Genomic DNA, 12,484 nt, shown 5'->3' with positions numbered 1-12,484 from the left:
GTGGCTTGGGTGAAGGACCGTAATTTCTTAGATACCGTTATGGAGTTCGAACAACAGCTCGAAGCAATGCAGGAGCAATTTGGTGCATTGAAGCAATTTGTAGCGTTAATGATGGAAGAACATAAGGCACTCGAAACAGAAAATCATCACCTTCGTACACGTCTAGAAGAACTCCTTTCTAAAGAGAACACCGTACAGGCTGCAGATGAGAAGAAAGAGATTCCATTAGATATTGGCGAGGGATATGATAACTTAGCACGTCTATACCAAGAGGGCTTCCACGTTTGTCATGTTCATTTTGGGAGTTCACGTAAAGGTGAAGACTGTCTGTTTTGTCTATCATTTTTAAACAAGCAAAATGTGTAATAGAAGACTGATTCCCGCTTCGGTGGTGTCAGTCTTTTGTTTTGTATAGTAGGAGGAAGATTCGTGGAAAATTGGTTAAAGGATGATGAAAGGCTAGATTATTTGTTGGCAGAGGATTTACGTATTATTCAAAGCCCATCTGTCTTTTCTTTTTCATTGGATGCAGTGCTACTTTCGAAATTTGTCAATGTACCTTATTATAAAGGAAAAATTGTTGACTTGTGTTCGGGTAATGGTGTCATACCACTATTTTTAAGTGCCAGAACGAAAGGACAAATTACAGGTGTAGAAATACAACCACGTTTATTTGATATGGCAGAGCGAAGTATTCGTTATAATAACTTAGAGGAACAAATCAAAATGGTCCTTGGTGATGTAAAAGAAATTCCATCACAATTAGGGGTCGAAAAATATGATGTAGTAACATGTAACCCGCCGTATTTCTTAGCACATGAAGCGAGTGATAAAAATTTAAGTGAACATCATGCTATTGCACGACACGAGCTACATTTAACACTCGATGAAGCGGTTCAGTCTGCAAGTAAATTATTAAAGCAAGGTGGAAAAGCAGCATTTGTTCATCGACCTGGCCGCCTTTTAGATATTGTCACTGCGATGCGAGCAAATCGATTAGAACCAAAAAGAATGCAGCTAATTTATCCGAAAGAGGGGAAAGAAGCCAATACCTTATTAATAGAAGGAATAAAGGATGGTAAACCAGATTTGAAAATATTACCCCCACTTTATGTCTATGATGCAAACAATGAATATACAGCAGAAGTGAGAGAAATGCTCTATGGAAAAAACGAATAGCCATTTCTTCTATGTATTAGAATGTGCAGACAAGTCGTACTATGCAGGTTATACAAATAATATAGACAAGCGTGTTGCCGCACATAATGCAGGTAAAGGTGCTAAATATACAAAGGCAAGGGGACCTGTAGAATGTATATATGTCGAAGCTTTCGACACAAAACAAGAAGCGATGCGAGCAGAATATGCTTTTAAGCAGTTAACACGGACGCAAAAAACAAAATATATAGGGAGGGATAAATCGTGAAATCACAAAAAAGTACGATGCACACTCATCAAGGATACTTATATCTAGTAGCAACACCAATTGGGAATTTAGAGGATATGAGTGTACGTGCACTTCGTATATTAAAAGAAGCGGATGTGATCGCTGCTGAAGATACACGTAATACAAAGAAGCTTTGTAACTATTTTGAAATTGATACGCCACTTGTGAGTTACCACGAACATAATATCGATGCTGGGGGAGAGAAGCTATTAGGCTTTTTGCGAGAAGGAAAAACGGTGGCATTAGTTAGTGACGCTGGTCTACCTTGTATTTCTGATCCTGGAGCAGATATTGTCGTAAAGGCAATCGCGGAAGGAATTGCGGTAGTACCAATACCAGGTGCCAATGCAGCAATATCAGCTTTAATTGCGTCAGGATTAACACCTCAGCCATTTTTCTTTTACGGTTTTTTAAACCGGGGGAAAAAAGAGAGACGACAGCAATTAGAGCAATTAAAAAATCGACAAGAAACTATCTTATTTTATGAGGCGCCACATCGCTTAAAGGAAACGTTAAAGGATATGGAATTAATTCTTGGCAATCGTCGTATTGTGCTAGCACGTGAACTGACAAAGAAATTTGAGGAATTCCTTCGTGGTACCTTAACAGAAGCGGTTGAGTGGTCACAAATCGAAGAAATTCGAGGAGAATTTTGCATTGTTCTAGAAGGAAATCAAAATGCAGAAGAAGACAATCAAGAAGAGGCATATTGGAAAGACATGAGTGTTGTGGAACACGTCGATTATATTATTGCTGAAACAGACGTTACTTCTAAGGAAGCAATTAAAGAAGTAGCAAAACTACGTCAAGTAGCAAAACGAGATATTTATAATACTTATCATAGTGAGTAAGTGTCAATAAAAGCTGGGTTGTCTCAATAGAGGCAACCTTTTTTGATTAATTTATACAAAATTTTACAATATACTGTAATTTTCTTTGTTAAAATAAAATATTTAAAATTGATAATAATTGTAAAAAAGAGTAATCTTAATAAAAGATGTCTGACATGGACATTATAAGGGAATCATGTATATTACTTTTCCATTATAAAAAGAAATTTTTATCAAATAATAAAAACACCTAAATCTTTGTTCTCGATTTAGGTGCTAGAAAGAAATTATTTTTTTAAGCTAGATTGGATTTCTTTCATTAACATTTCTGCGCCTTCAGGACTTAAAATTAATTTGCCTCCAACTAGACGGAAGTTATCATCAGAAACTTCGCCAGTAACAGCACATGTCATATTAGGCATATATTTTTTTAGGATGATTTTGTCATCATCTACGTAGATTTCTAAAGCGTCTTTTTCAGCGATACCTAATGTACGGCGAAGTTCGATTGGAATTACCACACGACCTAATTCATCGACTTTACGAACAATTCCTGTTGATTTCATAATTATTTTTCCTCCTAAAAGTAAAAGTTATATTGTATTTCGTCAAATTTCGACATTATTTCTTTGTCTGATAGTTATCATACCAAGTAATGCCATAAACGTCAATTAATTAATACAGTAATAATCTCTTAATTGTAAAAATTTTTGAGAAGAAAACTGTTATTTCAATTTTTTTAAAAGGTTTTTATTATAGATTTTATTTTATAGTAAAAAAGCTTCTTATAAAATACATTAAATGGATTAGTATAATATTCGACAATTTTCGCATTCAATAAACTTTCATTGAAACGAATTTCGTACTTCGATAGAATAGATATTATACTGTGAAACATTGGAGGCAGTTCTCGTGAACGAACAAAACAAAACATTCTATATAACAACCCCGATTTATTATCCAAGTGGAAAATTTCATATTGGTACGGCGTACACGACAGTGGCGTCTGATACGATAGCACGTTATAAACGTTTACGTGGATATGATGTACGTTTCTTAACAGGGATGGATGAACACGGACAAAAAATTCAAGAAAAGGCAGCAGAAGCTGGCAAGCATCCTCAGGAATATGTAAATGAGATTGCCGAGGCAGCAAAAAAACTTTGGACATTAATGGACATTTCATATGATGATTTCATTCAAACAACAGAGGAACGTCATAAAAAAACTGTCGAAAAGATTTTCCAAAAGTTTTTAGATAACGGCGATATTTATAAAGGTGAGTATGAAGGCTGGTACTGCACACCTTGTGAGTCATTTTTTACAGAGACACAATTAGAAGATGGTAAATGTCCAGATTGTGGACGTGCCGTACACAAAGTGAAAGAGGAATCTTACTTCTTTAATATGAAGAAATACGCTGATCGACTATTAGCTTATTATGAAGAAAATCCTGATTTCATCGAGCCAGAATCACGTAAAAATGAAATGATTAACAACTTTATTAAACCAGGGCTTGAAGATTTATCAGTTTCACGTACTTCATTCGACTGGGGTATTAAAGTGCCTGGAGACCCAAAACACGTAATTTATGTTTGGGTAGATGCGTTAACAAATTATATTACTTCTTTAGGATACTTATCAGATGATGAAACATTATTTAACAGATATTGGCCAGCGGACGTGCATGTAGTTGGAAAAGATATTGTACGTTTCCATACAATCTATTGGCCAATATTCTTAATGGCTCTTGATTTACCATTACCTAAAAAAGTTTTCGCACATGGATTTATTATGATGAAGGACGGTAAAATGTCTAAATCAAAAGGAAATGTTGTATATCCTGAGATGCTTATCGAGCGTTATGGATTAGATGCAACGCGTTACTTCCTATTAAGAGAGCTCCCATTTGGCTCTGACGGTGTATTTTCTCCAGAATCGTTTGTTGAGCGAACAAATTTTGATTTAGCAAATGATTTAGGCAATTTATTAAACCGTACGATATCTATGATTAACAAATATTTTGATGGCAATATTCCTACAGAAAATCTTCAATCTACTGAATTTGATGAGGCATTAAAAGTGCATGCAGAATCAGTACGTATTAAATATGAAGAAAGTATGGAAAAAATGCAATTTAGTGTCGTATTAGCCGACCTATGGACGCTAGTATCACGCACAAATAAATACATTGATGAAACACAACCATGGGTTCTTGCTAAAGATGAGGAAGATAAGCCAAAATTAGGGGCTGTTATGCGAAATTTGGCAGAGAGCTTGCAACATATTGCAGTCATGTTACAACCATTTATGACATCTTCGCCGACACGTATTATCCAACAATTGGGTCTAGATGACAAATTCTTAGCATGGGAAACAATTGAAACATTCGGTAATACTATTCCAGCAAACATTAAAGTGGTAGAAAAAGGAACGCCGATTTTCCCTCGTTTAGATAGCGAAATTGAAATTACTTATATTCGAGAGGAAATGCGTGGCTCAGTAAAAACTTCTCAGGAGGAAGAACCAAGCGTAGAATCAAAAGCTGTTGAGGTTCCAGAAATTCCGGAAATTTCAATTGATGATTTTATGAAAGTTGACTTACGTGTGGCAACGGTTACAGCATGTGAGCAAGTCCCTAAAGCAGATAAATTATTAAAGCTTCAGGTTGACCTTGGTTATGAGCAACGCCAAGTAGTTTCGGGTATTGCAAAGTACTATTCTGCTGAAGAATTAGTGGGGCAAAAAGTAATCGTAGTTGCAAACCTAAAACCTGTTAAGTTACGTGGTGAATTATCACAAGGAATGATATTAGCTGGCGAAAAAGATGGAATTTTAAAGCTTGCATCCGTTGATCCAAAACTTGAAAATGGTGCAAAGGTAAAATAAAAAACGAAGAATGGCCTGCTGAGTAGAAAATATTCAGCAGGCCATTGTAAATTTGGACTAAAAATGGTTGTTTAATTATTTTAGGATAATTTATGCAATGCGTAAATTGACGAATTTTAGGTATATGGTAATAGTTATGACGAATATATATATGTGTATTGTCATAATACTAAATTGTTTGTAACAAAATTGTAATACTGATGAAAAATATGAAATAATATTTTTTAATAAAATCAATGTTAGGAGAATGGCAATGTTTATCGATACACATGTACATTTGAATGCAGAGCAGTATCAAGAAGACTTACAAGAAGTCATTGATCGAGCTCTTGAAGCAAAAGTTGAAACTATGGTAGTTGTAGGATTTGATCGTAAAACGATTGAAAAAACAATGGAATTAGTAGAGCAATATGATTTTATTTATGGTGTTATTGGTTGGCATCCAGTAGATGCCATTGATTGTACTGAAGAGGATTTAAAATGGATCGAAGAATTGGCAGCACATCCTAAAATCGTCGGAATTGGCGAAACAGGATTAGACTATTATTGGGATAAATCACCAAAAGATATTCAACAAGCCCTTTTTCGCAAGCAAATTCATTTAGCGCAAAAAGTAAATTTACCAATTATTATTCATAACAGAGAGGCGACAGCAGATGTAGTCAACATTTTGCGCGAAGAAAACGCAGCTACTGTTGGAGGCGTAATGCATTGTTATAGCGGAAGTGTAGAAACTGCCCGTCAATGCATTGGAATGAATTTTATGATTAGTCTTGGTGGACCAGTGACTTTTAAAAATGCCCGTATGCCGAAGGAAGTCGCTATGGAAATACCTTTAGAGCACTTAATGATTGAAACAGATGCGCCATATTTAGCGCCACATCCATATCGCGGTAAACGTAACGAACCAGCATTGGTGCCGTTAGTTGCAGAGGAAATTGCACGTTTAAGAGAAATATCAATTGAGGAAGTTGCACAAGTAACGACTGCCAATGCAAAAAAATTTTTTAGGATTGACGATTAACTAGCTAAAGTGCCTCCAATACTGTGTTTGCGGTTGGCTAAAATAGCATGGTCAAATTTTTTTGAAATACAATCGGGTTGACAGTGCTAATTCTAGTCCGTATAATCCAACTTTGTATTAAGGAGGCGTTTTTTCATGTCAAATAATTCCATGAAAAACTTGTTCTTAGGATCATTGAGGAGTAAGCAAACAGTGATAAGAATTGTTTCACTTGTCCTGTTTGTATCAGTAATTTCATTCGTACTTTTCCAAGGTACTAAAAAAACCGTAACGCTTAGCGCTAACGGGGAAGCAATTGAAGTAGCAACACATGCCAAAACTGTAGAAGAACTATTACAAAATCAAAATATAGACGTAGCAGCGCATGATAAAATATCACCCTCTCTGAATGCCAAAATTGTTAATGGATTAGCAATTACTTGGGAACAGGCAAAAGAAGTAACAATTTCAGTTGATGGAAATCAGTCAAAAGTTTGGACAACTGAAAAACTAGTGAAGAACATTTTGAAGGAAGCAAATATCGAAGTATCAGAGCATGATACATTAAAGCAGAGCTTGGATACAGAAGTAGGAGCAGATAACAAAATCGATATTCAAAAAGCGTTTCAGTTAACGCTTGTCGATGGTTTAGAAAATAGACAAGTTTGGTCCACTTCGACTACGGTCGCTAACTTTTTAAAACAACAGGGAATTCAGCTAAATGAATTCGATCGTGTCGAGAATAACCTGGAGGACGTTATCACTCCAGAGAGTAAAATCGCAGTAGTTCGCGTAGAAAAGGTTATCGATGTAGTGGAAGACTCATTAGATTTCGCAATTGAAAAGAAGCAGGATGCTTCTTTGCTAAAAGGAAAACAAAAAGTAGTAACTACGGGCGAGAAGGGTAAAATTTCTCGAACGTATGAAGTCGTTAAAGAAAACGGCAAAATTGTCGCGAAAAATTTACAATCTGAAAAAGTCATAAATGAGCCAAAGAAACAAGTAGTTGCCGTTGGTACTAAACAATTAGTAGCAAGCACTACAACTGTGTCTCGTGGTTCAGCGGAGCCATCTAGTGGGAAAGAGTTTTATGTAACTGCAACCGCTTATACACCTTACTGTAAGGGTTGTTCAGGAACATCAGCTACTGGCATTAACTTACGTTCAGATTCTGGCTTAAAGGTAATTGCAGTAGATCCATCTGTTATTAAACTAGGCTCAAAAGTTTGGGTTGAAGGCTATGGAACAGCGATTGCTGGGGATACTGGTGGGTCAATTAAGGGTAATAAGATCGACATACTAGTACAATCAGATGCACAAGCTCGTAATTGGGGACGCAAGAAAGTGCGCATTAAAGTATTAAATTAAAAAAATTGTAAAAAATATCAAAATGTTTTCACTAAGCATTGGCTTTCCTGTATTGACTGGCAGGAAAGCTTTTTTCATGTATACGACGCAATAGCTTTGTATTTCTGTACAATCATACAGGGCAGTTGTAAAATGGTCTGAAGATAAGGTAGAAAAGAGGAGCCTTTTTGCAAATACAAGAAGTGATTGTCGTTGAAGGAAAAGATGATACAACCGCCATTAAGCGAGCTGTTCAGGCAGATACGATTGAAACGAATGGATCTGCCATTTCAGAAGAGACGCTTAAACGTATTCAGCATGCACAGGATAAACGAGGTGTCATAGTGTTCACAGACCCTGATTACCCAGGACGCAGAATTCGAGCAATTATTGAACAACACGTACAAGGTGTTAAACATGCCTTTTTACCGAAATCCAAAACAATTGCGAAGAATGGTAAAGGTTTAGGTATTGAGCATGCGGCAGATGAGGATATTCGTGAGGCGTTAAGTCTTGTTTATACGCCAAATAGCACTGAGCCCATTGCTGATGATATTACACTAGAAGATTTAATGACTGCTCGCTTAATTGGTCATCCATCGGCGAAAAGCCGCCGAGATCGTCTAGGAGAAATTTTAAATATAGGTGCAACAAATGGTAAACAACTTCATAAAAGATTGAAAATGTTTCAAATAACAGAACTGCAATTTGGTGCAGCTGTCGCACAGGTAGATCAGGAGGAAAATAATGCATAAGGATATTGCAACACCGATTCGAACACAGGAAATTTTGAAGAAATATGGATTTTCGTTTAAAAAAAGTTTAGGACAAAATTTTTTAATCGATCCAAATATTTTAAGAAACATCGTTAGTCATGCAAATTTAACGGAAAATAGTGGCGCAATTGAAGTAGGACCAGGCATTGGTGCATTAACAGAGCATCTAGCACGCAGCGCAAAAAAGGTCGTATCGTTTGAAATAGATCAGCGCTTATTACCAGTACTAGCAGATACGTTAAGTCCATATAATAACGTGTCTATCGTTCATTCTGATATTTTAAAGGCTGATGTGGCGAAGGTCATTGAGGAAGAAATGCCAGGCATTGAAGATATTATGGTTGTAGCTAATTTGCCTTATTATGTTACAACGCCTATTTTAATGAAATTGCTAAATGATCGTTTACCAATACGTGGATTTGTTGTGATGATGCAGAAGGAAGTCGCTGATCGCATTACAGCAAAACCTGGAACAAAAGAATATGGTTCACTATCTATTGCAATTCAGTATTATGTAAAGGCTGAAATTGCTATGACTGTGCCGAAAACTGTATTTATGCCACAACCAAATGTAGATTCAGCAGTTATTCGCCTTATTAAGCATAATGAGCCACCGGTAAATGTTATTGACGAGGATTTCCTTTTCGTAGTAACACGTGCTTCATTTGTACAGCGCCGTAAAACAATTTTAAATAATTTACAATCGGGTCTACCAAATGGTAAAGCAAATAAAGAAAAAATAATTGAAGCTTTAGAATCTGTGAATATTGACCCAACTCGTCGTGGTGAGACGTTGTCAATTCAAGAGTTTGGAAAGTTAGCGGATGCCTTATACCCAACCTTTGCAAAGTGAAAAAATATGTTACATTTTCAGTCGAAATGAAAAAAAAACGTATTTTTTTGAAAAAAATAAGTTGACAACATTTATAGAGGGCTGATAAAATATTATATTTTGTTGACATTTTTGGGCGTATCCCTTATACTAGGTAATAGTGAGGTGTAAGCGAAAATGCCAAAAACTTTAGCGGACATTAAAAAGTCGTTGGATTGTCATTTGGGTAAACGTTTGCAGTTAAAAGCAAACGGAGGTCGCAAGAAAACGGTCGAGTGTGCAGGGATATTGCGTGAAACATATCGCGCAATTTTTGTAGTTGAACTTGATCAAGAAGACAATACGTGCAAACGCGTATCGTATAGCTACACAGATATTTTAACTGAGGCAGTAGAGATTACATTTTTAGACGAAGCACAGGCTGCTGTCGCGAAATAGTTTCTAGTACTTATTTCTATATTTTGAAGCACTCATGTATGTTAAAAACTACATGAGTGTTTTTCGTTTTATCGGACATACTAATTTCGTCAGTTGTTTAAGGAGGAGTTTGCATGCCTAGAAAGGGAATCATGTCACCTCGTTTAAAAGAAGAGATCGCCAAAGAACTTGGATTTTATGATGTTGTGCAAAAAGAAGGTTGGGGCGGAATCAAAGCTCGAGATGCTGGTAACATGGTGAAACGTGCCATTGAGATGGCAGAAAGAGCAAGCAGTGAGCAAGAGCGTAAGTAGTGTACTTCGCATTAAATAACTTGCTTACATTTTTACTTCATTCAGCTAGGAATTGAGCCGATGCTGAACACAACAAAACAACTGACGAGAGAGAACCGTTTTTAAAACGGTTCTTTTTTCAGTTTGCTTTCTCATTATGGTAAAATAAAATGAATTATCTTGCGCGAAAAACGAACGGCTGTTTATGCGTGTAGTTATGAGGGAGGAAGTAAGATGCTTTATGTAAAGGCGCCTGCAAAAATTAATTTAACATTAGATGTTCTTTATAAACGACCAGATAATTATCACGAAGTGGAGATGGTCATGACGACTGTCGATTTGGCAGATCGCATTAGCTTAGAATCTCGAGAAGATGGAGTAATTGAAATTATTTCAACGGATAATTTCGTACCAAATGATCACCGCAATTTTGCTTATCAAGCAGCGCGTCTTATAAAAGATACATACGGCATTAGACAAGGTGTATCCATTACAATTGAAAAAGAAATACCGATTGCAGCAGGTCTTGCAGGAGGCAGTAGCGATGCAGCGGCAACGCTAAAAGGTTTAAATGAGCTTTGGAATTTAAAACTATCAATAGACGAGCTAGCGGAGCTTGGTGCTAAAATCGGTTCAGACGTTTCTTTTTGTGTATACGGAGGTACTGCACTAGCAACTGGGCGAGGGGAGAAAATTCAGGAATTACCTGCACCGCCAAGTTGTTGGGTCGTGTTAGCTAAGCCTAAAATTGGGGTGTCAACAGCAGAAGTATATGGTGGCTTAAAGGTTGAAGGGCTTGAGCATCCTAATACAAAGCAAATGATCCAAGCAATTGAAACAGAAAGTTATGAGCTACTATGTGCATCTTTAGGAAATGTTTTGGAAACTGTAACATTTAAGCTACATCCTGAAGTTATTATGTTAAAAGAACAGATGAAACGTTTTGGCGCAGATGCGACGTTAATGAGCGGAAGCGGTCCAACGGTCTTTGGTCTCGTGGATACTGAGGCGAGAGTGAGCAGAATTTACAATGGCTTACGAGGTTTTTGTGAAGAAGTATATGCTGTGCGCATATTAGGGGAGCGTAATACGCTTGCTTAAAAACGCATAATTGTGTTAATTTTACCTATAAATATTCGTGTTTAGGAGAGGGTCGCATGAAATGGAAGCGTAGTGAACGACTAGTTGATATGACGTACTATTTACTAGAACATCCACATCAGCTGATCCCGCTAACTTATTTTTCAGAATTATATCAATCCGCAAAGTCTTCGATCAGTGAAGATTTAACGATTGTTAAAGAAACTTTCGAAGAAAAAGGAATCGGGTTATTGATAACAGTGCCAGGAGCAGCAGGTGGTGTGAAGTATATTCCTAAAATGTCCGAAGAGGAAGTTCGTTTAGTCATCCAGGATTTAAAAGCTGAGCTTGAACATTCAGATCGTTTGTTACCTGGTGGCTATTTATTTATGACGGATTTATTGGGCAATCCAGATTTAATTAATCGAGTTGGGAAGGTTTTTGCATCTGCATTTGCTGACCAGCAAATCGATGTTATTATGACAGTAGCAACAAAGGGGATATCTATTGCCCATGCCATTGCAAGGCATTTAAATGTTCCAGTTGTTGTCGTTCGTAGAGATAGCAAAGTAACAGAAGGCTCTACAGTTAGTATAAACTATGTATCTGGTTCTTCTCGAAGAATTCAGACAATGGTATTATCTAAAAGAAGCATGAAGAGTGGACAGCGTGTACTTATTACCGATGACTTTATGAAAGTCGGTGGTACGATGAATGGCATGAAGAATCTATTAGAAGAGTTTGACTGTCAATTAGCAGGCATCGCTGTGCTAGTTGAGGCAGAGCATGCAGACGAAACTTTAGTAGATGATTACTATTCACTTGTAAAGCTTCATGAGGTCAATGAAAAAGATCGTACGATTGCATTAAGTGAAGGCAATTATTTTACAAAAAGGGAGAAATGACAAATGAATGTAGTATCTACAACGAATGCACCAGCAGCAATTGGACCGTATGCACAAGGAATGATCGTTAATGGGATGTTTTATAGTTCAGGTCAAATTCCATTAACGGCAGCAGGCGAATTAGTAGAGGGTGATATTGTCGCTCAAACACACCAAGTATTTGCTAATTTAAAGGCAGTACTAGAAGCTGCAGGCTCATCACTAGACAATGTAGTAAAAACAACAGTCTTTATGAAGGATATGAATGACTTTGTAGCTATGAATGAAGTATATGCAAGTCATTTTGGAGAGCATAAACCAGCTCGTTCAGCAGTGGAAGTAGCACGCTTACCAAAAGATGTGAAAGTAGAAATAGAAGTTATCGCAATCGTAAAATAAAAATTAGTAGCCCTTTAAAAGAACTTAAAGCTCTTTTAAAGGGCTTTTATTCTTTTATTATAGATTTATACTGCTATTGATTTACGGTGCATGTGGCGGCTTCTGCCTAGCACTCTGTAAGCCGCAACTCGTTAACGCGCGGTTTGTTGCGCATTACGTTGTGTGCTGTACTAAGTAGAAGTCGCGTCGCGGCCTTTCACGCCAATCAACTGAACACGTTGGTAGCGTAATTCTAATTTAGGAGCATCAAAGAATAAAAAAAGAAAAAAGCCATCGAGTTGAACTTC

General features: G+C 36.9%; 15 protein-coding genes. 14 read left to right on the top strand and 1 reads right to left on the bottom strand.

Annotated elements, in window-relative coordinates:
* The first annotated feature begins 9 nt into the window (after positions 1 to 9).
* The 4 genes from yabA (at position 10) to rsmI (ending at position 2,298) form a co-directional block, all read left to right on the top strand.
* Positions 10 to 366, top strand: a complete 357-nt coding sequence (yabA, locus tag NSQ74_RS03200) for a DNA replication initiation control protein YabA (RefSeq protein WP_228134245.1) — start codon at positions 10 to 12, stop codon at positions 364 to 366.
* A gap of 63 nt (positions 367 to 429) precedes the next feature.
* Positions 430 to 1,179, top strand: a complete 750-nt coding sequence (locus NSQ74_RS03195) for a tRNA1(Val) (adenine(37)-N6)-methyltransferase (protein ID WP_340821462.1) — start codon at positions 430 to 432, stop codon at positions 1,177 to 1,179.
* Complete coding sequence (locus NSQ74_RS03190; protein ID WP_340821460.1) at positions 1,163 to 1,426, top strand: GIY-YIG nuclease family protein; 264 nt, start codon at positions 1,163 to 1,165, stop codon at positions 1,424 to 1,426. The genes NSQ74_RS03195 and NSQ74_RS03190 overlap by 17 nt, the downstream gene beginning before the upstream one ends.
* Positions 1,423 to 2,298: a 16S rRNA (cytidine(1402)-2'-O)-methyltransferase gene (gene rsmI, locus NSQ74_RS03185; protein ID WP_340821459.1), complete on the top strand. Its 876-nt coding sequence runs from the start codon at positions 1,423 to 1,425 to the stop codon at positions 2,296 to 2,298. Before NSQ74_RS03190 ends, rsmI begins: the two co-directional genes overlap by 4 nt.
* Before the next feature lie 266 nt (positions 2,299 to 2,564).
* Here rsmI and NSQ74_RS03180 read toward each other — a convergent pair whose 3' ends face one another.
* Positions 2,565 to 2,843 carry an AbrB/MazE/SpoVT family DNA-binding domain-containing protein gene (locus NSQ74_RS03180; protein WP_024362580.1) on the bottom strand — a complete coding sequence of 93 codons (279 nt, stop codon included), beginning with the start codon at positions 2,841 to 2,843 and terminating at the stop codon, positions 2,565 to 2,567.
* A 346-nt stretch (positions 2,844 to 3,189) separates the two neighbouring features.
* Here NSQ74_RS03180 and metG point away from each other — a divergent pair, with 346 nt between their 5' ends.
* The 10 genes from metG to NSQ74_RS03130 all read left to right on the top strand — a co-directional run bounded on the left by metG (position 3,190) and on the right by NSQ74_RS03130 (position 12,197).
* Positions 3,190 to 5,166: a methionine--tRNA ligase gene (gene metG / locus NSQ74_RS03175; protein WP_340821457.1), complete on the top strand. Its 1,977-nt coding sequence runs from the start codon at positions 3,190 to 3,192 to the stop codon at positions 5,164 to 5,166.
* Positions 5,167 to 5,419: 253 nt separating this feature from the next.
* Positions 5,420 to 6,190, top strand: coding sequence for a TatD family hydrolase (locus NSQ74_RS03170; RefSeq protein ID WP_340821456.1), 771 nt, complete (start codon positions 5,420 to 5,422; stop codon positions 6,188 to 6,190).
* Between the two features lie 135 nt (positions 6,191 to 6,325).
* The gene (locus NSQ74_RS03165; RefSeq protein ID WP_340821455.1) at positions 6,326 to 7,537 is read left to right on the top strand and encodes a ubiquitin-like domain-containing protein; all 1,212 of its coding nucleotides are present in this window, start codon (positions 6,326 to 6,328) and stop codon (positions 7,535 to 7,537) included.
* Between the two features lie 167 nt (positions 7,538 to 7,704).
* On the top strand, positions 7,705 to 8,271 hold the full coding sequence (gene rnmV / locus NSQ74_RS03160; protein WP_340821454.1) for a ribonuclease M5: 567 nt from the start codon (positions 7,705 to 7,707) through the stop codon (positions 8,269 to 8,271).
* The gene (rsmA, locus tag NSQ74_RS03155) at positions 8,264 to 9,145 is read left to right on the top strand and encodes a 16S rRNA (adenine(1518)-N(6)/adenine(1519)-N(6))-dimethyltransferase RsmA (RefSeq protein WP_340821453.1); all 882 of its coding nucleotides are present in this window, start codon (positions 8,264 to 8,266) and stop codon (positions 9,143 to 9,145) included. Before rnmV ends, rsmA begins: the two co-directional genes overlap by 8 nt.
* 156 nt (positions 9,146 to 9,301) lie before the next feature.
* Positions 9,302 to 9,562, top strand: a complete 261-nt coding sequence (veg, locus tag NSQ74_RS03150) for a biofilm formation stimulator Veg (RefSeq protein ID WP_010857021.1) — start codon at positions 9,302 to 9,304, stop codon at positions 9,560 to 9,562.
* Positions 9,563 to 9,675: 113 nt separating this feature from the next.
* Positions 9,676 to 9,855, top strand: a complete 180-nt coding sequence (locus NSQ74_RS03145) for a small, acid-soluble spore protein, alpha/beta type (protein ID WP_004229193.1) — start codon at positions 9,676 to 9,678, stop codon at positions 9,853 to 9,855.
* 213 nt (positions 9,856 to 10,068) lie between these two features.
* Complete coding sequence (gene ispE, locus NSQ74_RS03140) at positions 10,069 to 10,935, top strand: 4-(cytidine 5'-diphospho)-2-C-methyl-D-erythritol kinase (RefSeq protein WP_340821452.1); 867 nt, start codon at positions 10,069 to 10,071, stop codon at positions 10,933 to 10,935.
* 56 nt (positions 10,936 to 10,991) lie between these two features.
* Positions 10,992 to 11,819: a pur operon repressor gene (gene purR / locus NSQ74_RS03135; protein WP_340821451.1), complete on the top strand. Its 828-nt coding sequence runs from the start codon at positions 10,992 to 10,994 to the stop codon at positions 11,817 to 11,819.
* A 3-nt stretch (positions 11,820 to 11,822) separates the two neighbouring features.
* Positions 11,823 to 12,197 carry a RidA family protein gene (locus NSQ74_RS03130; RefSeq protein WP_340821450.1) on the top strand — a complete coding sequence of 125 codons (375 nt, stop codon included), beginning with the start codon at positions 11,823 to 11,825 and terminating at the stop codon, positions 12,195 to 12,197.
* The last annotated feature ends 287 nt before the right edge of the window (positions 12,198 to 12,484 follow it).

Origin of the sequence: Lysinibacillus sp. FSL W8-0992 (genome assembly GCF_038008685.1) — a bacterium.
GTDB lineage: Bacteria > Bacillota > Bacilli > Bacillales_A > Planococcaceae > Lysinibacillus.
Note: the sequence above shows the minus strand (reverse complement) of the source record. Positions and strands in the feature narration are given on the sequence as shown.

Excerpts from the sequence above, each read along its gene's own strand:
- NSQ74_RS03190 (WP_340821460.1), top strand. The coding sequence starts at position 1,163 with ATGGAAAAAACGAATAGCCATTTCTTCTATGTATTAGAATGTGCAGAC.
- NSQ74_RS03180 (WP_024362580.1), bottom strand. The coding sequence starts at position 2,843 with ATGAAATCAACAGGAATTGTTCGTAAAGTCGATGAATTAGGTCGTGTG.
- NSQ74_RS03170 (WP_340821456.1), top strand. The coding sequence starts at position 5,420 with ATGTTTATCGATACACATGTACATTTGAATGCAGAGCAGTATCAAGAA.
- NSQ74_RS03165 (WP_340821455.1), top strand. The coding sequence starts at position 6,326 with ATGTCAAATAATTCCATGAAAAACTTGTTCTTAGGATCATTGAGGAGT.
- rsmA (WP_340821453.1), top strand. The coding sequence starts at position 8,264 with ATGCATAAGGATATTGCAACACCGATTCGAACACAGGAAATTTTGAAG.
- veg (WP_010857021.1), top strand. The coding sequence starts at position 9,302 with ATGCCAAAAACTTTAGCGGACATTAAAAAGTCGTTGGATTGTCATTTG.
- NSQ74_RS03145 (WP_004229193.1), top strand. The coding sequence starts at position 9,676 with ATGCCTAGAAAGGGAATCATGTCACCTCGTTTAAAAGAAGAGATCGCC.
- ispE (WP_340821452.1), top strand. The coding sequence starts at position 10,069 with ATGCTTTATGTAAAGGCGCCTGCAAAAATTAATTTAACATTAGATGTT.
- purR (WP_340821451.1), top strand. The coding sequence starts at position 10,992 with ATGAAATGGAAGCGTAGTGAACGACTAGTTGATATGACGTACTATTTA.
- NSQ74_RS03130 (WP_340821450.1), top strand. The coding sequence starts at position 11,823 with ATGAATGTAGTATCTACAACGAATGCACCAGCAGCAATTGGACCGTAT.